Here is a 25,366-nt window from a genome sequence, read left to right as displayed (position 1 = left end):
AGAAAAACAGTTGCTTAAGCGATATTTTTCTCAACCCACGCCGGCACGCCGGCAAGGGCTTCCGCCAGCTTCGAAGGATCGCTGCCACCGCCCTGAGCCATATCGGGCCGGCCACCGCCTTTGCCATCAACCAAACCAGCCAGATGCTTCATCAGATCACCCGCCTTGATTCTGCCCGTTGCGGATTTTGTCACACCCGCAACAAGGGTCACCTTTCCGTCATCAACGCTGGCAAGCACAACTACGCCCTCACCCAGCTTGTTTTTGAGCTGGTCAGCGGTTTCCATAAGCGCCTTGCGATCTGCACCTTCAAGCTCAGCCGCAACCACTTTCAGGCCGGCGACTTCTACCGCAGAGTCGGCAAGGTCACTTCCTGCCGAACTGGCAAGCTTTGCCTTCAGCGCATCGATGTCCTTCTCGAGCTGCCGGTTGCGCTCAATGGTCTGCTGAACCTTATCGATAACCGTTTCCCGGCTGCCTTTTACCAGGCGGGCCGCTTCGCGCAAAGTGCGCTCGGTATCATCCACCCACTCAAGCGCACCAAAGCCGGTAACCGCCTCAATACGGCGAACGCCGGAAGAAATACCGCTCTCCGATGTGATGCGAAACAGACCGATATCACCGGTACGCCCAACATGAGTACCACCACACAACTCAACAGAGTAGCTATCCGCACCCATACTCAATACGCGGACAACGTCGCCGTACTTTTCACCGAACAAAGCCATGGCGCCTTTCTCCTGCGCCTGCTCCATATCAGTAATGTCGGTCTGCACCGCCGTGTTGCCGAGAATCTGCTCATTTACCTGGCGCTCGATTTCTTTCAGCTGCTCCGGCGTAACTGCCTCGAAGTGCGAAAAGTCGAAACGCAACTTGTCGGGATCAACCAGTGAGCCCTTCTGTCCAACATGCTCGCCCAGCACTTTGCGCAATGCTGCATGCAGCAGGTGCGTGGCAGAGTGATTGCGCCGAGTCCGATCGCGGCGGGCGTGATCAATACGTGCATCCACTTCCAGGCCCGGGAACAGCTCACCCTCTATGAGAGTGCCCACATGCAGGTGGTTATCGCCGTCTTTGCGGGTATCGGTTACCTTGAACCGACCGCCACTCCAGGTCAGTAACCCGGTATCACCTACCTGACCACCGGACTCAGCATAAAAAGGTGTGCGTTCGAGCACCACAACCGCTTCATCACCGGCCTCTGCCGTTTTCTGTTCGCCGTTAACGATCACAGCACGGATGCGCTCGTGGCCATCAATCTGATCGTAGCCGGTAAATTCGGTTTTGCCATCAATGCCAAGGCCGGCTGCGTTGTAATCCATACCAAATTTGCTGGCCGCCCTGGCCCGCTCACGCTGGTTCTCCATGGCTTTTTCATAGCCTTCATAATCCAGCGTCAGACCACGCTCACGGGCTATGTCGTTGGTGAGATCCACGGGAAAACCGTAGGTATCATACAGCGCGAAGATGGTTTCCCCTGGAATGACATCGCCTTTCAGGTCAGCAATGTCCTGCTCAAGCAGGCGCAGACCTTTGTCCAGAGTTTTTACAAATTGCTCTTCTTCCTGCAGCAGAACTCTCTCGATCTGCTTTCGGCTGCTGACCAGTTGCGGAAAAGCCTCCCCCATCAATTCAACCAAAGCGCCGGTTAACTTGTAGAAGAACGGGCCTGTAGCGCCCAACTTGTTGCCGTGACGGGCTGCACGACGAATGATACGCCGCAGTACAAAACCACGACCTTCATTTGAAGGCATTACACCGTCGGAAATCAGGAACGCACAGGAGCGGATATGGTCGGCAACCACGCGCAGACTGGCCTCGGTGGTTGCAGCGCCGCCAAGTAAAGTGGAAGCGGCCTTCAGCAGATCGTCGAAGAGGTCGATTTCGTAGTTGCTGTGTACGCCCTGCAGAACAGCCGTAACCCGCTCCAACCCCATGCCCGTATCAACGGAGGGCTTCGGCAGATTGAGCATTTCACCATCGGCGGTGCGGTTGTACTGCATGAAGACCACGTTCCAGATCTCAATATAACGATCGCCATCCTCTTCTGGACTTCCGGGAGGGCCGCCGGCTACATCCGGGCCATGGTCGTAGAAAATTTCGGTGCAGGGGCCGCAAGGTCCGGTATCGCCCATCTGCCAGAAGTTATCTGACGCATAGCGAGCGCCGCCGTTGTCTCCGATACGGACAATGCGATCCGCCGGCACGCCCACTTCTTTATTCCAGATATCGTAGGCTTCATCATCGTCGGCGTAGACCGTCACCCACAACTTTTCAGAAGGCAGGTTAAGCCACGGCTCTCCGGTCAGGAACGTCCACGCATAGTTGATTGCTTCACGTTTGAAGTAGTCACCAAAGCTGAAGTTACCCAGCATTTCAAAAAACGTGTGGTGACGAGCGGTGTAACCGACATTTTCCAGGTCGTTGTGCTTACCGCCAGCACGGACGCATTTCTGGGAGCTGGTTGCGCGGTTGTAGTCGCGTTCCTCACGGCCAAGGAATACGTCTTTGAACTGGTTCATTCCCGCATTGGTAAACAGCAGTGTCGGATCATCCGCCGGCACCAGCGAGCTGCTTGAAACAATGGAGTGACCTTGCTGTCTGAAATAATCGAGAAATGCCTGTCGCAACTCAGCGGTTTTCATAGCCCTTTGATACCTTTCCAGAAATCCCGCCATGAAACGGCCGGATCCGCGATTGAATACGAATACTTACATGCGTGTGCAAATCGGCTACTCTAGCACACGCCGAGTACAGGAAAAACGTGAAACACACAGGAGACCCCATGCCCCGTCGCTTCCACGCCGCTGATGAATTACTTCCTCCAGCAACATTTCTCAAACGACTACTGGCCATTGTTTACGACGGCCTGATCAGCATTGCGGTACTTCTGGTTACCACTTGGGCGTACACCATGATAACCGGCTGGATTACGGGCTGGGATCGTCTCGAACAAAAAGCGGAAGCGGGCCAGTTATCCGGAGACCCCGGCCTGACGTTCGTACTGTTTCTGGTGATGTACCTGTTCTTCGCCTACTTCTGGACACGCATCGGGCAAACACTTGGCATGCAGGTATGGCGCATACGCATCGAAAATCTGGACGGTTCCACCGTAAGCTGGAGCCAGGCGCTTCTCCGTTATGTTACCGCTGCTGCCGTATTTTTTCTGGCCCTGCTGGCAGGCTACTACCTCGGCTCCGCGACACTGTTCCTGAGTATTCCGGCGATGATTGCGCTGTTCTTTCCAGTAAACGGGCTTTCAGTAACAGACAGGTTGTCAGATAGCGTCGTCGTAGCCCTGCACAAAAAAACGAAAGCGGGCTGAGCCAAGACATCAGAATGCTAACCAGCCCGGCGCATCAGTACTGCACCGAATACCGCACTAATCGCAATCGGCACAAGAATCGCAAGAACCGGGTTAAACCCGTAAACCAGGCTCATGGGGCCCAGCAGATCCTGCATGTATTTAAACAGAAGCCCCACGAGCAGGCCGGTAAACACACGAAAACCCATAGTGACCGAGCGCAACGGCCCGAATATAAAGGAAATCGCGACCAGCACCATCACCCCGGTTCCCAGCGGCATCAGAGCTTTCTTCCAGAAGGCTAGCCAGTATTGAGAGGCGTTTAGTTCCTGATCGCCAAGATAGCTGGCGTAGGTGTACAGGCCAGTCATTGAAAGGTTTTCCGGCTTAACGATCAGCACACTCAGTACGTCCGGCGAAAGACCGGTATCCCAGCGCAGAGACTTATGATTCTCGCGGCTCGTTGAGTCACCCTCAAGGCGCGTGGTGGTAGAGTTTTCCAACAACCAGTAATCGCCCTGGTAGATCGCCCGCTCTGCAAAGCTGGCAGCCATCAACTCCCGCTGATCGTTAAAACGGAACAGAGAAATACCGTGTAGCACTCCATTTGGTTGTACCGCGTTAAGGTGCATGAAGACATTGCCTTCGCGGTGCCACACCCCATGAGCCGCGGCTACATTCTGACCAGCACCGAGAGCAACCGCTTTATAGCTCTGGGCAGCCCGCTCCGCTGGGGGTGCCAGGTATTCACCGATAAGAACACCAGCCAGCACAATCACCAGCGCCGGCTTCATTGCCGACCAGACAACCCGCTTGATAGAAACACCGGCTGCGCGAATCACTGTGAGCTCTGATGAGCTGGCCATTGCGCCAAGCCCGACCAGGCAGCCCATAAAGGCGCCCAGCGGCAGATAGTCGTATATCCGGCGCGGTAACGTAAGAACCACGAACCAGAGCGCATCCAGAATCTGGTAGTTGTTCCGGGTGTCGTCCAGCTCAGCAACGAAGGCGAAGATCAGGTCCAGAGACAGCACTACAACCATCACCAGGAGCATAGCCCCGCCAACATTGCGCATCACATAGTGATCAATTTTACGCATGGGCAGCTCCTTCGCGCTTCACCTTTCTTTTATGAAGCCAGGCTGGGCCAAACTGCAGCCAGAGGCCAAGAGCAAGGAAAATAGCGTGCACCCAAAGCATGCCGATCCATTCAGGCACCTTGCCTTCCGACATCGCATCACGGGCAACAATCAACAGTCCAAGGTAGGCAACGTAGACCAACATGGCCGGCAGAAGGTGGAAGAACCGGCCCTGCCGGGGGTTTACACGGCTGAGCCGAACCGCCAGCAACGTCACAATCGGAACAATCAGTGGTAATGAAAAACGCCAGTGCAGCAACGCACGATCTCGGGGGTCATCCGAACGCATCAGCTGGCCGGTTGTAACGGCCTTATCCAGCTCAACATCACCGCTGCTGCCACTGCGAATCTTCAGACCATAGGCCTCGAAACCGGTAATCTGATAGTCCAGTTTGCCGGCTACCCCGTCGAAGCGGGCACCGTTTTCCAGGATGAGGAACCGGCTGCCGGTTTCCTCATCAATCAACTGGGATCCGGAATCGGCGGTAATAATGCTCACGCCTGTTCCGTCACGGCCATACTCGGCGATAAACACACCTTCAAGGCGACGCTTGTCATCACTGAGGGCCTCGGTATAGGTCACTCGCCCACCCGACGAAAGCTTCTGAAAACGACCCGGGGCGAGCAATTCGAACTCCGTCACCTTGGCCTGTTCGGCAAAAATATTCTCAACCTGCTTCATGCCCCAGGGCGAAATCACCAGGCTCATGCTCCCAACAATCAGCATCACAACCAGACTGCCCATCAGGGTTTTTGAAAGCAGCTGGCGATCGCTGACGCCACAGGCGAAGAGAACGGTCATTTCACTTTCCAGGTACATACGCCCGTAGGCGAGCAATATGCCAATGAACAGCCCCAGAGGCAGGATGAGCTCAAGAAACCCGGGAAAACGGTAGGCCATGATTTCAAACAGCACGCCGGGGGCAATCTTACCCTCAGCGGCACCGGCCAGATATTTAATAAAACGCCCGCTCATGAACACCAGCAGAAGGATGCCTGAAACGGCAACCATGCTGACCATAACCTGACGTATGAGATAGCGGAAAATAATGCTCAAAACGGTTTCTCTGCCCGTGTAAACCGGAACATGGAGGAATAGGAAAACTGCGCGTATTCTATGTAACCTCGGGGCTGAATGACAGTGCCGAGATGTTAAGGCCACGACAGATTATGTGCCGGTAAAGCGAACTAACCTGCTCTCCCTGCTTGATAATCCGCCCGCAAGCCCCAATGCTTGGGGAGTCAGAACAAATCATTCTCGCCGCCAACAACTGCGGCCTCCCCGGACAACCAACAGGAGTTTTCATGAACTTCAGCCTCAACAGTAAAGCCATTGCAAGCACCAAAGCCGACTGTCTGGTCGTCGCCCTGCCAGAAAAAGGCGACTGGCCAGCCTCTACTACTGAGGTGGACGGCGCATTGGGAGGACTGATAAGCAAACTCCAGAAAGCCGGGGATATCAGTGGCAAAAATGCAGAGACCAGCATGATTCCGCTCAGCGACCAGCAGTGGAGCCGGCTACTTATTGTCGGTACCGGGAAGGACACCGACCGCAATAGCGCCAACTTCCGCAAGGCGCTGATCGCAATGACGGGCGCCCTCAAGGATGGCCCTTCAAAAAGCGTACTTATCAACCTGGCAGACACTGCGCTGACCGGCGCCGAAAACCTGGGCTCGGAACCGGCAAAACTCAGCCTGATCGGCCGCACACTGGAAGACCAGCTTTACTTATTCAGCGACTTCAAGAGCGAAAAGCCGGCCGCGCGCAAACTCAACAAAATTCTGGTGGCCGCTTCAGACACTGGCAAGGCCCAGAAAGAAGCGTTCAACCTGGGACTGGCGACAGGCCGCGGCATGAATTACACCCGCAACCTGGGTAACACGCCACCGAATATCTGCCACCCCGTGTGGCTAGCCGAACAAGCCAGCAAGCTGGCGGCCGACCACGACTGCATCAAGACAGAAATCCTTGATGAAAAGCAGATGAAAAAGTTGGGTATGAACTCCCTTCTGGCCGTCGGCCAGGGCAGCACCCAGCCACCCCGCCTGATTATCATGGAGTACCGGGGCGGCAAAGCAAAAGACAAACCTCACGTTCTTGTGGGCAAAGGCATCACCTTCGACACCGGCGGTATCAGCCTCAAACCAGGCGCCGGCATGGACGAGATGAAATACGATATGGGCGGCTCCGCAGCGGTATTTGGCGCCATGCAGGTACTTGCGGAGATCCAGCCGAAAATCAACGTGGTTGCCGTTATCGCTGCCGCTGAAAACATGCCGGATGGCAATGCCGCGCGCCCGGGCGATATTGTGACCACTATGTCTGGCCAGACCGTTGAAATTCTCAACACTGATGCCGAAGGCCGCCTGGTTCTGTGCGACGCTCTCACCTACGTGAAGAAGTTCGACCCGGAAGTGGTGATCGACCTGGCCACCCTCACTGGTGCCTGCATTATTGCCCTTGGCCACGAGGCTACAGGCCTGCTGGCAAACAATGACGAGCTTGCCAACGAACTGCTGGCCGCCGGTGATCGCGCCAGCGACAAAGCCTGGCGCCTGCCACTCTGGGATGAGTACCAGAGCCTGCTAGACAGCAACTTTGCCGACATGGCCAACATCGGCGGTCGCTCGGCCGGCACCATTACTGCTGCCTGCTTCCTGTCGCGGTTCACCAAGGAATACCGCTGGGCACACTTAGACATCGCCGGTACCGCATGGCACTCCGGCAAAGCCAAAGGCTCCTCCGGTCGCCCGGTTCCCCTGCTGATCGATTACCTGATGTCCCATGCCGGGTAGTAATGTGGAAAGCAATCCGGCAACACAAACCGGCAGCTATGCTGCCGGTAACTCCAGCCAAGAGGCTGGAGGGGAGGCAGGACAGGAAGAAAGAAACCAGCGCTACTGGTTCCACATACTCCTCCAGGACACCCCTGCCGCACGCAACCTGCACGCAACCAAGCTTGTAAACAAAGCCTGGCAGCAAGGCGACCGGGTGTGCATCGTATGTGATACCGCACAACAGGCCGAAGAACTGGACGAACTACTCTGGAACCTCAGCCCCGACGCGTTCATCCCCCACAGCATCGTGTCCGACTCCGCCACAACCTTTACCGACCCTGTCGGCATCCTGCTGTGCCCGCCGGTGGCTGAAGACTGGGATACCGTCATCATCCTCTCGGAGACTCTTCCGGCGAACGCAGACCGGTTCAAACGTCTCGCTCTGGTGGCCCACAATGATCCCGCGATTCTCAACCAGGCCCGGTCACACTTCAAACAACTCAGGGCGCTGGGTATCGAGCCCAGAGTGCACGATCAAAGAAAGCGTTAGCCTCGCTCTCGGGTTCGCCGCAATCCGGCCAACCATGTATAATCGAACGTTTCAATTCCCCCTTTGAATCAACCAAACGGTCACCAGCAAAAATCCATGGAAAAAACCTACCAGCCAGAAAACATCGAGCGCCAGTGGTACGAAAACTGGGAATCCAAAGGGTACTTCCGCCCCAGCGGTGAAGGTCAGCCCTACAGCATCGCTATCCCGCCACCCAATGTGACCGGCAGCCTGCACATGGGCCACGCCTTCCAGCACACCATTATGGACACCCTGACCCGCTATAAACGCATGCAGGGCCATAACACCCTGTGGCAGGTAGGCAGTGACCACGCAGGCATTGCCACCCAGATGGTTGTTGAGCGCAAACTCGCCGCTGAAGAAGGCAAAACCCGCCACGATCTGGGCCGCGATGAATTCATCAAGCGTATCTGGGAGTGGAAGGAAGAGTCTGGCGGCACCATCACCGATCAGATGCGCCGGTTGGGTAACTCGGTAGACTGGGATACCGAACGCTTCACTATGGACGACGGTTTCTACAAGGCCGTGCAGGAAGTGTTTATCCGCCTGTACGAAGAGGGGCTGGTATACCGTGGCAAGCGTCTGGTGAACTGGGACCCCAAACTGCACACCGCCATTTCCGATCTGGAAGTGGAAAACAAAGAAGAGAAAGGTTTTTTCTGGCACCTGCGCTACCCCCTGGCCGACGGCGCAACCACGCAAGATGGTAAAAACTACTTGGTCGTTGCCACCACTCGCCCGGAAACCATGCTGGGTGATACGGCCGTAGCCGTTCACCCGGACGACGAGCGCTATCAGCACCTGATTGGCAAGTTCGTGATGCTGCCACTGGTAAACCGCCGCATTCCAATCATTGCCGACCACCATGCCGATCCGGAAAAGGGCTCCGGCTGCGTGAAAATCACCCCGGCTCACGACTTTAATGACTACGCCGTGGGCAAACGCAACAACTTGCCGATGATGAACGTGCTGACACAGGATGCAAATATCCGTGATCAGGCAGAAGTGTTTAACAGCGACGGCAGCGAAAACACCGAGCTGGACGCTTCCCTGCCCGCGAATTATGCCGGGCTGACTCGGGAAGACGCGCGCAAGCAGATTGTGGCTGATATGGACGCCGCCGGTCTGGTTCAGCAGGTGGAAGACCACGTGTTGAGCGTACCCCGCGGCGATCGTTCCGGCCTGATCATCGAGCCGATGCTGACCGACCAATGGTTTGCCGATGCCAAAACCCTGGCCAAGCCGGCCATTGAAGCGGTTGAAGACGGCCGCATCCAATTTGTACCAAAACAGTATGAGAACATGTACTTCTCCTGGATGCGCGACATTCAGGACTGGTGTATTTCCCGCCAGCTTTGGTGGGGCCACCGCATTCCGGCCTGGTACGACGCAGACGGCAATATCTACGTAGGCCGCAGCGAAGACGAAGTTCGCCAGAAGCACAAACTGACAGCAGATTTTGTGCTGAGGCAGGACGACGACGTACTGGATACCTGGTTCAGTTCTGCCCTGTGGACTTTCGGCACTCTGGGCTGGCCGGAAATTACTGAGCGCCTGAAAACCTTCCACTCCACAGATGTTCTTGTCACGGGTTTTGACATCATTTTCTTCTGGGTTGCCCGGATGATTATGATGACCATGCACTTCATGAAAAATGAAGACGGCACGCCCCAAGTACCGTTCAAGACGGTTTACGTCACGGGTCTGATCCGCGACGAGCACGGCGACAAAATGTCCAAATCCAAGGGCAACGTGATTGATCCGCTGGACATGATTGATGGCATCGACCTGGCTCCGCTATTGGAGAAGCGCACCGGCAACCTGATGCAGCCCAAGCTGGCCAAGAAAATTGCCAAACAGACCGAGAAGGAATTCCCGGAAGGTATCTCGGCGCATGGCACTGACGCCCTGCGTTTCACCCTGGCGGCCATGGCCACCACCGGCCGTGACATCAACTGGGATATGAAGCGCCTGGAAGGCTACCGCAACTTCTGCAACAAACTGTGGAACGCCGCCCGTTATGTGCTGATGAACACCGAAGGCGAAGACTGCGGCGCTAACGGCGAGCCGGTGGAACTTTCGCTGGCCGACCGCTGGATTATCAGCGCCTTGCAACAGTGCGAGCAGGACGTGACCCGCCATCTGGATCAATACCGCTTTGACCTGGCCTCACAGGCGCTGTACGAGTTCATCTGGAACGAATACTGCGACTGGTATCTGGAGCTGTCCAAGCCTTCCCTGAGCGACGAAAACGCCAGCGCCGAAGCCAAACGCGGTACCCGCCGCACTCTGGTTCGCGTGCTGGAAACCGTTCTGCGCCTGGCTCACCCGATCATGCCTTTTATCACGGAAGAAATCTGGCAGCGCATTGCGCCGCTGGCAGGAAAATCGGGCGACAGCATTATGCTGCAGCCGTTCCCGCAGGTGGATGCCAGCAAGCAGGATGATCAGGCGGTTTCGGATATTGAGTGGCTCAAAGGCGTGATTGTGGCCGTGCGCAACATCCGCGGCGAGATGAACATTTCCCCGGCGAAAAAGATTCCGGTTCTGTTCCGCGGCAACAGCGCAGAAGGTCAGCGCAGGATGAACGAGAACCGCCAGTTCCTGAGTTCTCTGGCCAAGCTGGAAAGTCTGGAGTGGTTTGAGGGTGATAAAGCGCCCATGAGTGCCACTCAGCTGGTTGGCGATATGGAAGTGCTGGTACCTATGGCCGGCCTGATCGATAAAGACGCGGAGCTGAAGCGCCTGGACAAGGAGCTCGAGCGCCTGCAGAAGGAAATCGGGCGCCTGGAAGGCAAGCTGAACAATGAGAAGTTCACTGCCAAGGCGCCGGCGGAAGTTGTGGCCAAGGAGCAGGAGAAGCTGACTGAGGCTCGGGGTAATCTGAGCCGGCTGGAGCAGCAACGCGCAGACATTGAGGCCATGTAGTTATGGTGTCTGCGGGTGAGCGTTCCGGGAGTGGCGGGTTGATCGCCATTCTTGGAGCGGGTTCTTTGGGGCGGCTTTGGGCCGCCCTTTTGCCTTCTGAGCATTGTGCTTTCTTGCCGCGCCTGTCCTGCAATCAGCCTGAGAGAAATCAGCCTCGGTGGAGCTTCAGCCGTCAGGCGGGCCTCCCCGAAACACGCTGTGAATACGTCCTTGTACGCTCTGTTCCGCCATCCATGGCTCCACAAGGTTTCGGGGAGGCCCGCCTGACGGCTTCGCCAAGCCTTGTGCGTACACGTATCCCGGTATCACGGCGCTGGCTGGACCCTATTGAACATGTAGGGTTGTTGCTGGTAACAACCAAGGCTGGCGATACGCTTGCAGCCCTGAATGACTGGTTACCTCATATTTCAGAAGACACGCCTGTTGTTTTGTTTCAGAACGGTCTCGGTAGCCAGCAGGCGGTTGCTGAACGCTGGCCGGGGCGGCCGATTTTGGCTGCCAGCACGACTGAAGGTGCAAATCGGCCGTCGCCGGATATGCTGGTTCATGCAGGGGCTGGGGATACCTGGGTGGGTGCGCTGACGGCCTCTGCCGCCAACCACTCAGCGAGCGTTGTTCAACAACTGGCTGCGACCGGTTTGCGGGTTCATTTAGAAGAGAACATTTTGCAGCGGCTCTGGCAGAAGCTCGTGATCAACGCGGGTATCAATCCGTTTACAGCTCTGCTGGACTGCCCTAACGGCGATATTCTGGACTCATCTCTGTATCAGCAAAATATTGACGGGCTTTGCCGGGAGATGTCTCTTTTGCTGCAGACTGAAACCTCGGAGACCATTGCGCAGGAGGTCCTGCGCGAGCGGGTTGAAACGGTGGCGGGGAGTACCGCCAGCAATACGTCGTCCATGCGGGCGGATGTTAAGGCAGGACGTAAAACCGAGATCGATTTTATCAATGGCTACCTTGTGCAATGCGGAAAACGCCATGACATTGCCACACCAGTAAACCAAATGCTGACTGAGCGAGTAAAAGCTCTGTAATGCTTTTATCCAATCAGCGTTTAACCAATAAGGAGTACCTTCATGGGCAATCGCCTTTCCAAGATTTACACCCGCACCGGTGACGACGGTTCTACCGGCCTGGCCGATGGTAACCGTATTGCAAAGAATGCTCAGCGCGTTGAGGCGATGGGCATGGCCGATGAGCTGAACTGCCACATTGGCCTGCTGATTGAAACTCTGGACAGCGATGATGAGATGCTGGAATCCTTGCGCCGCATTCAGCATCACCTGTTCGATCTGGGCGGTGAATTTGCGATTCCGGGTAGCAAGGTGATCAATGATGAGCACATCAGCTGGCTGGAAAACCTGCTGGATGAGCTGAACGAGCCTCTGCCGCCCCTGAAGAACTTCATCCTGCCCGGCGGAAGCCCTGCTGCGGCGCAGTGCCATATGGCCCGCGCAGTGTGCCGCCGCGCTGAGCGGGTTGTGGTCGCCCTCAGCCATGAAGATTCCATCAACCTGCTGGCACGCCAATATCTGAACCGTTTATCAGATCTGCTGTTTGTCGCATCGCGGGTATTGGCGCGCCGTGGAGGCGCTGAAGAAATTCTGTGGGATCAAAAGAAGTCGGGCATGTAATGTAGCCCCGACCTCAGACTTTAAACGCCTCTACAAGCCTCTGAAGAGAGGCCGTCAGCTCGGACATCTGGCGGGATGAGGCCAGGGTTTCTTCAGCGTTAGCGGCAGTCGATGTCCCCAATTCACCAATGTGGGCGACACTGGCATTCACATCTTTGGATACCGCTGACTGCTCCTCTGCCGCCTGGGCAATTTGATGACTCATGTCCACAATCACAGAGATACCCTGAGCAATCCGGCTAAGGGCCTCCGTTACTTCTCCGGATTTCTCAACCGTTGTCTGGGTTACATCCCGGCTATTGGTCATGGCAGCTACAGCATCTTTCACGCCACTCTGAAGCCGTGAAATCATGTCCTCGATTTCTTCAGTGGACTTATGAGTACGCTGGGACAAAGAACGTACTTCATCGGCAACGACCGCAAAGCCGCGGCCGTGCTCGCCCGCACGGGCCGCTTCAATTGCAGCGTTCAGGGCCAGAAGGTTGGTCTGACCAGCTATCGCCTTGATTTCCACCAGAACCTGGCTGATGTTGTCGCTGTCGTCGCTAACCCGGTTGATCACATCCACCGCACCGGAAATCTCGGTCGCCAGGCGGTTGATGCTTTCCACGGTATCCGAAACAACACCACGGCCAGTTTCCGTATCCTGCTCAGCAGCCGTGGCACTATCTGCAACCCTATGGGCGCTCTCTGTGACCTCATTCACAGCCTCAACCATCTGGCTCATAGCTTCATTGATCTGTCCGCTTTCTGCCATCTGGCGAGCCACTGCTTCGCTGTTGGCGGAGGCCGTATCATTGACTCGCGCAGCCTGCTGGTCAACTTCGGAGGTTGTCTGGCCTACAGAGCGTATCAGGTCGGCTATTCGATCCGTCATGCTGTTGAACTCGCCGGTCAACTCGCCGAGCTCATCGCGGTTATCAAGTGATATGTGGGTGGTCATGTCCCCTGCAGCCACCTTGCGTGCCGCCTCACTGAACCGGTTGATTGCGGTGCGCACAGACATGAAAAACCCAACATAGAGATACACGACAATCAGCAGAACAACGATCAGTGCCACTACGATCAGGCGACGCTGGATCACTTCCTGCTCCAGGCTTGCATTCAAGTTGGTTTCTATCTCATCAAAAGCAGCAGTTTTCACCACGCTATAACCCGCCAGCTGTGCGGAAATACGCGAGTCATAATCCTGCCAGGACAGCTCCAGTCGCATGGGTGTGATGATATTCAGATCAAGCAGCTCACGGACGTTCAGAAGGCTTCCATCAACCTTCTGAAATGCATCGCCCGCCCGAGATGCTAACGCCGGAGCCGCATCTGCAGCGATCGTCAGCGCCGGAGAAAGCAACGAACTACGATTTGTAAGGCCGTCATAGATTTCGTTGAGCGTTTCACTTAAAGCATAGCCAACCTGCCCTTCGACCAACGCATAGAACCCGTAGGATCGTGCCTGCCCGATAACGCTGCGGGCATCCGGCAGAGTTTCACGGATCAGCCCAAGAATAAGCAGGCTTTCTCTCGATGCGCCCTGGCCCAGCCCTGATGTTTCTATGGTGGCGGGAAGAAGCGCCAGAACTTTCTGGACAAACTCTTGGTAATACTTGAACTGGGGGTCAAAATTGGTCTGGTAATTGTCATCTGCTCGGAGGTTCTGCCAGTCAACCCTGACGGCTTCAACCTGATCTGACCAGGCGCCGGATGCATCAAATGAGCGTGTTTCTGACGTCAGGCTTTCCAGAATGGAATTGATATCTCCGGCTGCATCATCCGAGCGAGCCATGATGGCGCTCTCATTTTTAGCCACCGCTGGCGCACGGTAATCCCGGTAGTCCATTGACGCGTCTACCAGACGATCTATCTGGCGCAGTTGCTCGAGGCCCTCCACGCCACGGGTCATGGCCTCAACCGAGCGGTTGAGCTCAGTCATCACCAGCCAGGACAACCCACCAATCGGTAAGAGGAACAGAATGCTGATAAGACTGAACTTGTACAGCATTGGCAACCGGTTCATCAGTGCTACAGCGGGATTAATAAGTTGCTTCACATCGGCTCTCTCTTTGAAACACAAACAACTGAATTATAATTCTTTTTTTGTTATCGCCCGAACACCTGAAAACTTGAGTGCAATCTCTTGTGGCCTGATACCTCAAACAACCCCTGCAATAACCAGCAATGCCAGCACACAGATCCAGACCAACATACTCCGGTTAAGCAAGCCCCTAACCGCACTCAGACTACGCCCGCCAAAACTGGCCCACTCATCCGGGTGAACCCGGGAAAATCTTCCTGGATCAAGAGCATATCCGGTTAACGACCCGTTGGCAGCGATCATGAGTACTTCTGAGGTTTTTTCAGTGATGCCGGTAATCACTGGCCTGGCTTCAGCCAGCCATCCAGACAGGTCGCCGGCAATCCCGAAGGTTATTGAAAGCAGCCTTACCGGTATCCAGCCAACCCACTCGCAGGCTTTGAGATACCTCGGTCTTGCAGCCGCCTGAGGCCACTGCTGTGCCAGGGCCACAAGTCCCCGCACTAAGATTGCCAGTCCGATACCACCCACCACATACCAGAACGCAACAAGGAAGAAACGTTGAAACACCGCCAGCATCAGCGCCCGGGACAGGGACAGATGCATGACTTCAGGTGCAGTCGCAGCTCCGCGCTCACTGGCAGGCAGGCGTTCCTGTATATGATGCCAGGCTGCCTGCATGTCGCCCTTTTTCCAGGCTTCCGCATAAGGCTCAACCGACAGTCGCCAGCCTGGCGTGCCCATCATCAACACGAGCACAAAAATTTCGAGCGGATACGCAGCAATTCGCCAGCCGTATAGCGCCAGAATATATACGCACAGCCCTGCAAGCAGTGACGGCACCGCCACAAGAACCAGGCCGCGCAGAATATCCGATTCGCGGCCGGCTTTCACAACGCTGCCCTGATGAAGCCAGCGCCGCCAAAGTTCATCACTGGAAATCACATTGAGACTGTCAAGACGTCGCCGCACCAGATAGGCAATAAGAAACACCACCAGAGTCATTCACACAGCTCCTTTTTGAGACTGTTCGCCACGGTGTTTGGCAGACTGAGCAACCTGCAGAGAAGCCCGGAAATAATGCCATTCAAACGCTGGCCCGGGATCTGTCTTGCGACCGGGTGCTATGTCACAGTGGCCGGTAATACGATCGCTGGTAATGTCCGGCCAGGCTGAACTGATCACTGCCGAGAGCTCTGTCAGCGCACGATACTGCTCGGGCGCATAAGGAATGTCATCCGCGCCCTCAAGCTCAATCCCAATGGAAAAGTCGTTGCACTCCTCAACGCCCTGAAAGCACGAGCGCCCGGCGTGCCAGGCTCTCTCCAGCAAGCTGACAAACTGCACCACAGCTCCATCCCTGCGAATCAGGGCGTGGGCCGAAACACGCATGTCAGCAATGGTTAAAAAATACGGGTGCTCTGCCGGATTCAGACAGTTCGTGAAGAAGTCTTCAATGTAGCGCCCACCAAACTGACCAGGAGGAAGGCTGATGCTATGCACTACCAGGAGACTTATAGCCGCGCCTTCGGGGCGGGGGCTGCAGTTCGGCGACGGGCACCAGCGGGCAGATGAAAGGCGACCCGTTTCACGGAGAACCTTTATGTCTTCGCCGTAAACGGTCGCGTCAGAGTGATCAGAAGCTGAATAAGGCAAGATGAATCCATAATTATCAGAGCATTACACTGTGTGTTTGATTGAATCACAAAGTAAGGCCTGTTACCACGGATCAATCCCTGCGGCTGCTGCGCAGGTTGTCGATGATGGATTCCAACGCCCTGTCGAAGATCAACCCATCATCAAGCATGGTGACGGTTCCACTCGCCATGGCGGAAGCCAGCTCCTGACGACGATACTCCGCAACCTTCGCCCCACTGCGATTGACAAAAATGTACTTGCCTGTAGCCCTTATAAAGGCTGCCAGCTTGCAACGGAGCCTGGTTCCGTCACGGGTGAGTTCAATCCAGGCGCCAACACGAAGACTGTCTGTCTGTTTCAGCCATTGCGGGGAAACCACTTCTGCATCTTGCAGAGCAGACGCTCCATCGGCAGGATCTGAAAGCACAGAGGGCGACATTAAAGCTGCGTCTGGTTCAGTCACTGCCGCCGGCTCTACCCGGGCAACCGGTTCAGCAGCTTCTGGCGCCCGGTTTATCTCGGGCGCAGCTCGCGCTTCGGTTACAGGCGTGTCTTCGACCACCGAAGGTACGGGCCGGGATGGTGCAGTAGCCAGACGCTGAAACACGTCAACGTGAGCCAGTTCCAGATCGCGAACCGCCGTATCGGTTGCAAATGGATCCCAGGAGATTTCCTGAAGGGCTACACGGAGATCGTCGACAATAGCCGGGATAGCTCTGAGAAGTTCACTTCGGGTTGAGTCGTCAACTGGCTGAGGATCGACACTCCAGACAAGGTGTCCAGTCAGTTCACGGGCATCTGCCCAGCGCTCACTGTCCTCACCTTCCCGCAACAAGACCCACTGAAGGTACTTTGTCCAGGCTTCGTTCAGCATCTCGAAAACAGGTTCAGGAATGTCTCTTCCGGACGCAAGATTCTTTACCAGTGATTCTGCAACCTGACATGCATGCTCCTGGCGCGCTCTGCCCTCCTCTGCATCACGCAGGCGCTGTTCTACCAACTCGCGCCGACGGCGATCAAGATCCGTAAAATGACTGAAATCTTTCAGGAGCTCATCGAAAAGCGAAACATTGGTCGTAAACTCGTTCAGCACCCGATCCACAACCGACCCGATTTTCTCATGCAGCGGATCGCGCTGCCCGGGACGCTTCTCACTCCAGCCCATGGCAGAAAGAGCCATTTCATTCAGCAGCTTGCGAACAGGGTGACCACCCCGGTTGAAAAAGTTCTTGTCGCTCAATGCAACCTTCAATACCGGTATCTGCAAACGACCAATCAGCGCTTTCATTACCGGGTGCAACTGCCGGTCTTCCAGAATAAAATCGAAGAGCATGGACACCAGATTGATAACATCGCTGTCCACCTGGCCGATACTGGCTTTCTGGCCATTAGCCGTTTGAAGAATAGACTGAAGTTGCTGATCGAGAGAAGCGACTTCACCACCTTCCCACTGGCCACTGGAAGCCTGCGCCTGGCTAAGACGAGCCATCAGCCGGTCAGTATCGAGATAGGCTTCACCTGCCGCATCCGGCTCGGCTGTGGCATGGGAGTTGCCCCTATGGTGCAGGAGCGCGCTCAATTCAGAAAACGTTGCATGGGAAACACCGCCCTGGATCTGGTCATAACCATAATTCTGCCCGTTGCTCAGCTCGCCCGTCTCCTCTCCAGCTCCGCGCCGAACAGAGCTTGGAGGTACCGGCGCCGAGGTCGCTGATCTGGCGCCGGAAGCACCTACTGCAGAGCGGGCCGGGGCCCGTTTTACGTCGGGAAGAATGCCTTCCGAAATCAGAGTGCGGTTAGCTTCCTGATAAAAATCACCGAGCGTGTCTGCCAGCAAGCGGTCAAACAGTTTCAGCACAACGAGTTTTGCACGGATATCGATATCCAGATCAGCACAGGCATCAGCGAGGCCCCCGCAGATAACTTCCGGGCTGAGAGGCATCTGGTTAGCAGCCAACTCCACTCCGGGAACCAAATGATTGACCCGCAACGACAAAAGCTGAATCGGGGCCTGGTAGCGATTGCGCAGCTTGTTGACCAGATTATCAATAGCGACCTGTTGCTCAAGGTCTGAATGCTCAACCAGGCTGAGTGAATCCTGATCAACCTCGTCCAACGCCCCCCCGGATTGCCGGGGTCGGAACTTTCCAATATCGTTAAATGCCTGGCTGACGTATTGCAGCACTGAGACGGCCATGGCTTTGCGCCGCAGCCTTAGCTCGCGCATGGCATCGAAATAGACAGTCTGATCTTTGTTGGAGCCTGCGCGGTCTGCGAGTTCAAACAAGGCATCGTCAGCGCGCTCGAAAAAGCGCCCGAGTACGCCTTGCAAAGACTGTCCTGAAGTGTCGCGCAGACGAACAAGTGCCGGCGGCAGATCAAACCGCGAAAACGGCTTCTGACCAGAAAAACTGACGACCTTGTTATCCTGCTTCATTGAACGACTCCCGGCCAGGACATGAAAAGCGCATGGCCATAGATTTCAAACTATTCTGATCACACATCATACGACTTGGCTGCGTCACCTTGTGTCAGAATTTGTCACCTTTTGTGCAGACCGGACTTCGGTCACAATTCCTTCAGAATTTGGCGAAACAACTGGCGGACTATAGAATCGTGCTCCCGGAATATTTCAGAACCCTTTGGCCCCTGACACAAGCGGATGCACGACCATGAACTTCACTGAACGCCTACACCAGTCACGAATCGAGACCGTTGCAGCGAGCCTGCGCGAGGATATTGGCGACGGCGATATAACGGCCCGGCTTATCCCGCTTGAAAAACAGGCCACAGGGCGAGTAATTACACGGGAACAAGCAACGATAGCGGGACGCGAGTGGGTGGACGAAGTATTCCGCCAGGTGGACGATTCGGTGTTGCTGGAGTGGCTGGTTCAGGATGGCGAATCGGTTTCTCCCGACCAGGTTCTGTTTCGCATGAAAGGAACCGCCAGAAGCTTGCTAACCGCCGAAAGAGCCGCATTGAACTGGCTGCAGACCCTGTCAGGAGTTGCGACAAACTGCGCAGGTTACGCCGCGCGGGTGGCTCATACCGACGTGCGCCTTCTGGATACCCGGAAAACCCTGCCCGGATTGCGCTTTGCCCAGAAATACGCAGTGACCTGTGGCGGCTGTCACAACCACCGAATCGGCCTGTGGGACGCTTTTCTGATCAAGGAAAACCATATCTCAGCTTGCGGATCCATTGCTGAAGCTATCGCTGAAGCCCGTCGAATAGCACCGGATAAGCCGGTAGAAGTGGAAACCGAGAATATGGCAGAGCTGGAACAGGCGCTCAGCGCCGGTGCCGACATCATCATGCTTGATGAGTTTTCCATGGATAATCTGCGCGCTGCAGTCGCAATGAACAAAGGGCGGGCAAAGCTGGAAGCATCCGGAGGTATCAACCTGGACACACTGGCTCCCATTGCGGAAACCGGCGTCGATTATATTTCGATTGGTGCGCTGACCAAGGACATCAGAGCCGTAGACCTCTCCATGCGTCTGGACTGATCGGGGCTGACAAGCAGCAATCAACAGTGATCAACGGCCTGACAGCAACTGATCAACAGCTTCAAGTTCCCGGATCAGGCGCTGCCCTGATTCGGGACGTCCACGGAAGTATTCCTCGGCCATGGGCGCAATGCCAGAAACCAACGGCAAGGGATGACCATTTTCAATAATCAGCTTCATACGCTCCAGAAACACGAACTGAATCCACTGGGTAAACGCCAGCGTGTCGAGGCAGAACGGTTCTGAACTTGTGAACGCATCCGCAGGCGGGCGCTCCCTCTCCCACACACCAATCTGACGCAACTCCATCTCGATGCCCAGAAGACAATCTGCAACCCGCCCTGTAACGTCACCGGAATCTGTCATAAAAGCCTGTATCAATCTGCCAGAGGCACGAGCTCTACCGCCTCGCCATTCAGCACGCGGTAAAGGTCTTCAAACTGGCGTGTAAGCGGATGTTTCGGCGCCATGTGAATAAGCGGCTGCCGGCACTGGTGGGATTCTTTCATTTTTACCGAACTGGACAAGCGCACCGGCAGTACCGGCAAACCTTCCTCTATCAGCTCATTTACCAGCTGTTTGGGCAGGGTGGCCCGCGGCTGAAACTGATTGGCAACAATACCCTCCACCACAAGTTCATCGTTGTGATCTTCCTGTAGATCACGGATTTCATTGAGGATATTGTAAAGTGCCTGGCGGGAAAAATCATCACAATCGAACGGAATCAGGCACCGCTGAGCCGCGATAAGCGCGGAACGGGAATAAAAATTCAGAGCCGGTGCCGTATCAATGTAAATGGCATCGAAGGATTCGCCCAGCTTTATCAGGGCTTCCCGGAGTTTGTAGATTTTATGTTTTGCCTCCAGCTTACGCTCAAGGAAATCCAGCTCCGGGCTGGACGGCATAACAAAAAGGTTCTTGAACGGCGTGGCGTGAACGAACTCCTCGGGGCGCCGGTTGAATACCTTGAACGCAACCGTCTGCTCCAGCATGTCTGCAACGGTGTCCTTAAGCTCACTGGCGGGTTTACCCAGGAGATAATGCGTCGAGTTTCCCTGGGGATCCAGATCAACCACAAGCGTGCGTTTACCGCGCGCTGCGCTGATCGCTGCGAGGTTGCAGGTAATACTGGACTTCCCTACTCCGCCTTTCTGATTGAATACTACCCGTCTCATGTCGTCTCTCCATCTGGCGCTTCATTCAGCGCCTTATCGTTTGAATACTGTCGCTGTGCTTTGTTGTGGCAAGCTTTTTTGTTCCTACCACTGCATCACCGTTTTCACAAACGGAATGGTAAGGCGTCGCTGAGCCTGTAATGAATTCTCATCAAGGGTATCGAGAATACCCAGCAACTCTCCAAGGCGCCTCGGTGCCCGGCGCATGATAAAACCTGCGACATCGTCCGTCATTGTCAGCCCACGCTGCTCAGCACGAGCCATAAGAATTTTCAACCGGTCATCGTCACGGTAAATTCCAAGCTGAACGGTAAACCCATGATGCAGCCGGGAAACCAGGTCCGGCAAAAGAAAAGGCAGGGAGCCGGGAACTTCCGAGAGACTTACAACCAGCATGTGGCCATCATCGTGCAACCGGTTATACAGGTGAAAAACCGCCTCTTCCCAGTCCGCCTTTCCCGCGACCCTGTCCAGATCATCAAGCGCGACGACATCCATGGCATCGAGCCCCGCAAGTGCTTCCGGCCCAAAGGGCTCCAGCTCAGCAATGCTGATACAGACTGCAGCTTTCCCCTCTGCTTCCGCATGGTGGCAGGCTGCCTGAAGCAAATGGCTTTTGCCGGTACCTGAATCACCACAAACGACGACCACCGGCAGACCAGCTGGCTGTCTGAATACCGACAACAGTCGCAGCGACGCCTCCCTGTTGCGATCACCATGAAAATTGTCAAAGCGTGCATCGTCCCGAAGCCTTACACCAAGGACCAGTTGAGAAGGGCTCACGTCTGTTTGCCCCCCCATGCCCGAGCACCCCAGACCACAAAATAGTGACCCCCACTGAACACAGCTGACACTGCAACCAGCCAGATTCCAGCGTCCAGCCAGGCCGGCGACACTGGCAGTCCGGCTAAAATGATAATAATGCCCAGAACCGCGAAAACCTGAATCAGAGTATTCAACTTGCCGGGAATGCTGGGTTCCATATCAAAACGGCCGATACAGTAATGGTAGACGAGAGCACCACCGACAATCAGAAGATCCCTCCCGAGCACCAGGGCAAAAAGCCATAGCGGCAGAACGGACGTGTACGTAAGTACCAGATATGCCGTGATTAGCAGAGCTTTATCGGCCAGAGGGTCTGCCACAGCACCAAACCGTGAGCGCCAGTTGAAGCGTCTTGCGAGAAAACCATCAAGCCCGTCGGTAACCGACGCGATAGCAAAAATGACCAGTGCAAAGCGATATTCCTGCAGCAGCAATGCCCTGGCGAAAGGAGCAATCAATAAAATGCGCACAAATGTCAGAGCATTAGGAATCCAGCGCCAGGCGTGTGACTTCACCGGAATGCCTCCGATGGTGGCTTACTCCCCGCCATCATTCACGATAACCGGCATAGGCTGCCAGCGATAATAGAGGAGCTGGTAAAGCGATTCAAACGCCTGCTCTGCCTCTTCTTCATCCACCGGAGATGGCTGATAGGTAAACATAGACTGATCGGACGGACCAGTGCCTGTCTCGCCTTCCGGAGCGGGCTCTTCTGGCTGGCTTCCTGTCGCCTGCACCTGAGTTGGCTTTGGCGAGGCAGCGAATTCTCCCGAACGAGCTGGCCGCGCATTCTGCGGCTCACCCTCAACGGGCACAAAACGGGAATCCAGCGCAATGTACTCTCTGAGTTGGTCCAGCTCGCCGGAAAACGCCACCCTTAGGGTTAACTGCTCGCCCTTAACCCGGGACGCACCAACTTCTACAACAGGAGTCAGACCCTCAAGTATCTGGTTGGCTTTTCCATAGTCAGCAACAGACGTTACACCGCGCAAAACAATATCAACCTGGGGTAAATCTCCAACTTCACCGGCAGCAACCGCATAACGATTTGCATACAACTCTGCCCAGCGGTTAACAAGCGCTTCCGCCAGAGCTTCCCGGGTATCGGCACTGACCGATTCCTCACTGCTGTTGAGCTTTGCGCCCTCAAACACCCAGCCTGCGCGCCACTGGCCACCAGAACGGCTCACCCGCACCAGAGCAAGAACATCGTGTTCCACACCTTCAGAAGCCTTGCGTACACGCCCCGTGAATTGTCCCCAGATATCCGAGAGTAACTCCCGGTTTCCACTGAGTTCCGCTGGTGGCAGGGTGACCGGCAGGCCCCTTTCCCGGGCAGAACGGGCAAATGCTGAAGACCAGACACCACTTTCACCGGCATCAGCCTGACCTTCGCCATTGCCTGTAACCAGCCTGCGAACACCGCGATCCTCTACAGCCACCCACGCCAGGGTCAGAGGGCGGTTAGCACCCCAGACTGGAGCCTCAATCGATGCCAGAGCCCGATTCACGCCCACAGCACCGAATGCCATGCTCAGACGATTGTCACCGCCTTCTCCACGAAGCACCTGATAGGACAGCAGCAACGATTCTGCATTCGCCAGCAGGGGCTGCAGGCCTTCCAACTTAAGCACTTCCCGGGTGCCGGAAATCCGTACAAAGACCCGGGCCAGACCGTCTGCATAACCCTGAGCCAGATCGTTCGGCCCGGAGCCGGACACCGGGACTTCAACAGAATAAAGCCCGGATACCGTCACAGCAGCCGCCGGAGCGGGCACCATGGCCAGCATGAGTGCAAAAAAAGCGACAAGCCATAAAGCTGGCACTGGCTTAAAAACCGAGGTCTGGTCTGGTACTGGCATGAAACACCCTGCAGTTCGCATGAATGGCGCATAGGATACACCATGCCCCGGAGCCTGAGTAGCCAACCCGGGTTTCCGAAAAGCAATCTTGACCGACGAAAGACGTCCGACCACAGGAATCCGGGAGGCACTCGCGGCAATTGCACTTGGAGCCCCACACTGCACCTGCTAAAATCCGCCGCCTGACCCACTGGCCAACGGTTAAGAACACCATGAGCGAACAGAAACCTTCCCTGACCTACCGCGATGCCGGCGTTGACATTGACGCCGGCAATGAACTTGTCAGCCGTATCAAGGAAACCGCCGCACGCACCCGGCGCCCCGAGGTTCTGGGAGGACTTGGCGGGTTCGGCGCCATGGTAGCGATTCCAGCCGGGTACAACGAACCGGTTCTGATATCAGGTACCGATGGCGTAGGTACCAAACTTAGGCTGGCGATGCAGCTTGGCAAGCATGACAGCATTGGTATCGATCTCGTGGCCATGTGCGTTAACGACCTTATCGTGGGCGGCGCCGAACCTTTGTTTTTCCTCGATTACTACGCTACCGGCAAGCTCAATGTGGATATAGCTGCAAACGTGATTGCAGGCATCGGCCAGGGCTGCGAACAGGCTGGCTGCGCACTGGTGGGAGGCGAAACCGCAGAGATGCCTGGCATGTACGAGGGCGACGATTATGATCTGGCGGGTTTTTGCGTAGGTGTGGCGGAACGCAGTGAGATCATTGATGGCAGCAAGGTGCAAGCGGGAGATGTACTGCTGGCACTTGGGTCCTCAGGACCTCACTCCAACGGTTACTCGCTGATCCGAAAAATTCTTGAGGTCAGCAAAGTCGATCTCGACCAACCTGTCGGTGATACCACGCTGGCAAACGCCCTGATGGCGCCTACCCGGATCTACGTCAAAAACTTGCTGCAATTGATCCGCGAAGTGGATGTACGCGCTCTATCCCACATAACCGGCGGCGGCTTACCGGAAAATATTCCCAGGGTTCTGCCAAAAGGGATGGTTGCAGCCATCGACACCACGAGCTGGGAACTACCCCCGGTGTTTCAATGGCTCAAGGACGCCGGCGGTGTGGTCAGCGAAGAAATGTATCGCACCTTCAACTGTGGAATTGGCATGATTGTCTGCGTGCCGGCAAACCAGAAAGATCTGGCGCTGGATACTCTTAAAGCCCTGGGCGAGAAAGCGTGGCAAGTCGGGCTGATTGAGCGGGGTGACGACACAGAGAAAGACGCGGTGGTGCGTTACGCACCGGGGCTTCTCTCAGAATGAAGGCAGACAAAGCGACTCTCCCCAGAATTCTGGTTCTGGCTTCCGGAAGCGGAACCAATCTTCAGGCACTGATAGACGCCAGCCGTGAGCGAGACTTTCCCGGGCAGATTATTGCTCTGGGCTGCAACCAGCCCAAAGCTTTTGCACTTGAACGGGCGGCCCAGGCTCACGTTGAGACCTTTGTGGTTAACCACAAAGATTTCGGTTCCAGGGAAGAGTTCGATGCGGCGCTCATGGCCCACATTCTTCGCCACAACCCGGACCTCATCGTACTTGCCGGGTTCATGCGAATCCTGACAACCGATTTCGTTCGGGCATTTCGCGGCAAACTGGTGAACATTCACCCATCGCTGCTGCCGCTGTATACCGGCTTGAACACCCACCAGAGGGCGCTCGATGCAGGCGACCGAACCCACGGGGCCTCGATTCACTTTGTGACCGAAGAGCTCGACGGAGGGCCCGTGATAGCGCAAGCAGAGGTGGCAGTGGCACCGGAGGACACTGCCGAAACCCTCGCGGAAAAGGTTCAGGAAAAAGAGCATCTGCTGTACCCAATCGTGGTGCGCTGGTTCTGTGAAGGGCGGATTCAACTGGGCCGTGAGCACGTGCTGTTCGATGGTGAGGCTGTGGAAAGCCCCATGCGCCTGCCAGTTAATTGAGGCACCTTACCAGACTGTCACCCCATGATGCC

General features: G+C 55.8%; 21 protein-coding genes. 9 read left to right on the top strand and 12 right to left on the bottom strand.

Annotated elements, in window-relative coordinates; all coding sequences use genetic code 11:
• Positions 1–14: 14 nt before the first annotated feature.
• Complete coding sequence (alaS, locus tag BUA49_RS11730; RefSeq protein ID WP_072797963.1) at positions 15–2,645, bottom strand: alanine--tRNA ligase; 2,631 nt, start codon at positions 2,643–2,645, stop codon at positions 15–17.
• Between the two features lie 140 nt (positions 2,646–2,785).
• Here alaS and BUA49_RS11725 point away from each other — a divergent pair, with 140 nt between their 5' ends.
• Positions 2,786–3,325 carry an RDD family protein gene (locus BUA49_RS11725; protein ID WP_072797962.1) on the top strand — a complete coding sequence of 180 codons (540 nt, stop codon included), beginning with the start codon at positions 2,786–2,788 and terminating at the stop codon, positions 3,323–3,325.
• 17 nt (positions 3,326–3,342) lie between these two features.
• On the opposite strand, the gene lptG is transcribed toward BUA49_RS11725, so the two are convergent.
• Both lptG and lptF read right to left on the bottom strand, forming a co-directional pair.
• Positions 3,343–4,404: an LPS export ABC transporter permease LptG gene (gene lptG / locus BUA49_RS11720; protein ID WP_072797960.1), complete on the bottom strand. Its 1,062-nt coding sequence runs from the start codon at positions 4,402–4,404 to the stop codon at positions 3,343–3,345.
• Positions 4,397–5,500: an LPS export ABC transporter permease LptF gene (gene lptF, locus BUA49_RS11715; RefSeq protein WP_072797958.1), complete on the bottom strand. Its 1,104-nt coding sequence runs from the start codon at positions 5,498–5,500 to the stop codon at positions 4,397–4,399. Before lptF ends, lptG begins: the two co-directional genes overlap by 8 nt.
• Before the next feature lie 248 nt (positions 5,501–5,748).
• Between lptF and BUA49_RS11710 the strand changes: the two genes are divergently transcribed.
• The 5 genes from BUA49_RS11710 to BUA49_RS11690 all read left to right on the top strand — a co-directional run bounded on the left by BUA49_RS11710 (position 5,749) and on the right by BUA49_RS11690 (position 12,357).
• Complete coding sequence (locus BUA49_RS11710) at positions 5,749–7,239, top strand: leucyl aminopeptidase (protein WP_072797956.1); 1,491 nt, start codon at positions 5,749–5,751, stop codon at positions 7,237–7,239.
• Positions 7,229–7,771, top strand: a complete 543-nt coding sequence (locus tag BUA49_RS11705; protein ID WP_072797955.1) for a DNA polymerase III subunit chi — start codon at positions 7,229–7,231, stop codon at positions 7,769–7,771. Before BUA49_RS11710 ends, BUA49_RS11705 begins: the two co-directional genes overlap by 11 nt.
• A gap of 96 nt (positions 7,772–7,867) precedes the next feature.
• A complete protein-coding gene (locus tag BUA49_RS11700) occupies positions 7,868–10,720 on the top strand; it encodes a valine--tRNA ligase (RefSeq protein ID WP_072797953.1) in 2,853 nt (950 codons plus the stop codon).
• A 38-nt stretch (positions 10,721–10,758) separates the two neighbouring features.
• On the top strand, positions 10,759–11,757 hold the full coding sequence (locus BUA49_RS11695; RefSeq protein WP_228704500.1) for a ketopantoate reductase family protein: 999 nt from the start codon (positions 10,759–10,761) through the stop codon (positions 11,755–11,757).
• A 42-nt stretch (positions 11,758–11,799) separates the two neighbouring features.
• On the top strand, positions 11,800–12,357 hold the full coding sequence (locus tag BUA49_RS11690) for a cob(I)yrinic acid a,c-diamide adenosyltransferase (RefSeq protein WP_072797952.1): 558 nt from the start codon (positions 11,800–11,802) through the stop codon (positions 12,355–12,357).
• A 13-nt stretch (positions 12,358–12,370) separates the two neighbouring features.
• Here BUA49_RS11690 and BUA49_RS11685 read toward each other — a convergent pair whose 3' ends face one another.
• From BUA49_RS11685 to BUA49_RS11670, 4 genes are all read right to left on the bottom strand, one after another.
• Positions 12,371–14,401: a methyl-accepting chemotaxis protein gene (locus tag BUA49_RS11685; protein ID WP_072797951.1), complete on the bottom strand. Its 2,031-nt coding sequence runs from the start codon at positions 14,399–14,401 to the stop codon at positions 12,371–12,373.
• A gap of 102 nt (positions 14,402–14,503) precedes the next feature.
• A complete protein-coding gene (locus BUA49_RS11680) occupies positions 14,504–15,391 on the bottom strand; it encodes a histidine kinase (protein WP_072797950.1) in 888 nt (295 codons plus the stop codon).
• Complete coding sequence (gene ampD / locus BUA49_RS11675; RefSeq protein ID WP_084063595.1) at positions 15,392–15,991, bottom strand: 1,6-anhydro-N-acetylmuramyl-L-alanine amidase AmpD; 600 nt, start codon at positions 15,989–15,991, stop codon at positions 15,392–15,394. It abuts the gene before it with no gap.
• Positions 15,992–16,115: 124 nt separating this feature from the next.
• A complete protein-coding gene (locus tag BUA49_RS11670; protein ID WP_072797948.1) occupies positions 16,116–18,461 on the bottom strand; it encodes a DUF1631 domain-containing protein in 2,346 nt (781 codons plus the stop codon).
• Positions 18,462–18,696: 235 nt separating this feature from the next.
• Here BUA49_RS11670 and nadC point away from each other — a divergent pair, with 235 nt between their 5' ends.
• On the top strand, positions 18,697–19,536 hold the full coding sequence (gene nadC / locus BUA49_RS11665; protein WP_072797947.1) for a carboxylating nicotinate-nucleotide diphosphorylase: 840 nt from the start codon (positions 18,697–18,699) through the stop codon (positions 19,534–19,536).
• Positions 19,537–19,566: 30 nt separating this feature from the next.
• On the opposite strand, the gene BUA49_RS11660 is transcribed toward nadC, so the two are convergent.
• The 5 genes from BUA49_RS11660 to BUA49_RS11640 form a co-directional block, all read right to left on the bottom strand.
• Positions 19,567–19,902: a YqcC family protein gene (locus BUA49_RS11660; protein ID WP_072797946.1), complete on the bottom strand. Its 336-nt coding sequence runs from the start codon at positions 19,900–19,902 to the stop codon at positions 19,567–19,569.
• An 11-nt stretch (positions 19,903–19,913) separates the two neighbouring features.
• Positions 19,914–20,711: a ParA family protein gene (locus BUA49_RS11655; protein WP_072797945.1), complete on the bottom strand. Its 798-nt coding sequence runs from the start codon at positions 20,709–20,711 to the stop codon at positions 19,914–19,916.
• A gap of 84 nt (positions 20,712–20,795) precedes the next feature.
• Complete coding sequence (gene hda, locus BUA49_RS11650; RefSeq protein WP_072797944.1) at positions 20,796–21,512, bottom strand: DnaA regulatory inactivator Hda; 717 nt, start codon at positions 21,510–21,512, stop codon at positions 20,796–20,798.
• The gene (locus BUA49_RS11645) at positions 21,491–22,051 is read right to left on the bottom strand and encodes a CDP-alcohol phosphatidyltransferase family protein (RefSeq protein ID WP_072797943.1); all 561 of its coding nucleotides are present in this window, start codon (positions 22,049–22,051) and stop codon (positions 21,491–21,493) included. Before BUA49_RS11645 ends, hda begins: the two co-directional genes overlap by 22 nt.
• A 21-nt stretch (positions 22,052–22,072) precedes the next feature.
• Positions 22,073–23,398, bottom strand: coding sequence for a DUF2066 domain-containing protein (locus tag BUA49_RS11640; protein ID WP_228704477.1), 1,326 nt, complete (start codon positions 23,396–23,398; stop codon positions 22,073–22,075).
• 212 nt (positions 23,399–23,610) lie between these two features.
• Between BUA49_RS11640 and purM the strand changes: the two genes are divergently transcribed.
• Together purM and purN are read left to right on the top strand one after the other, a co-directional pair.
• Positions 23,611–24,675, top strand: coding sequence for a phosphoribosylformylglycinamidine cyclo-ligase (gene purM / locus BUA49_RS11635; RefSeq protein WP_072798646.1), 1,065 nt, complete (start codon positions 23,611–23,613; stop codon positions 24,673–24,675).
• Positions 24,672–25,334, top strand: coding sequence for a phosphoribosylglycinamide formyltransferase (gene purN / locus BUA49_RS11630; protein WP_072797942.1), 663 nt, complete (start codon positions 24,672–24,674; stop codon positions 25,332–25,334). The genes purM and purN overlap by 4 nt, the downstream gene beginning before the upstream one ends.
• The last annotated feature ends 32 nt before the right edge of the window (positions 25,335–25,366 follow it).

It is taken from the genome of Marinobacter antarcticus, from assembly GCF_900142385.1.
Taxonomy (GTDB): Bacteria; Pseudomonadota; Gammaproteobacteria; order Pseudomonadales; family Oleiphilaceae; genus Marinobacter; species Marinobacter antarcticus.
This window is presented reverse-complemented; position numbering and strand designations above follow the sequence as displayed.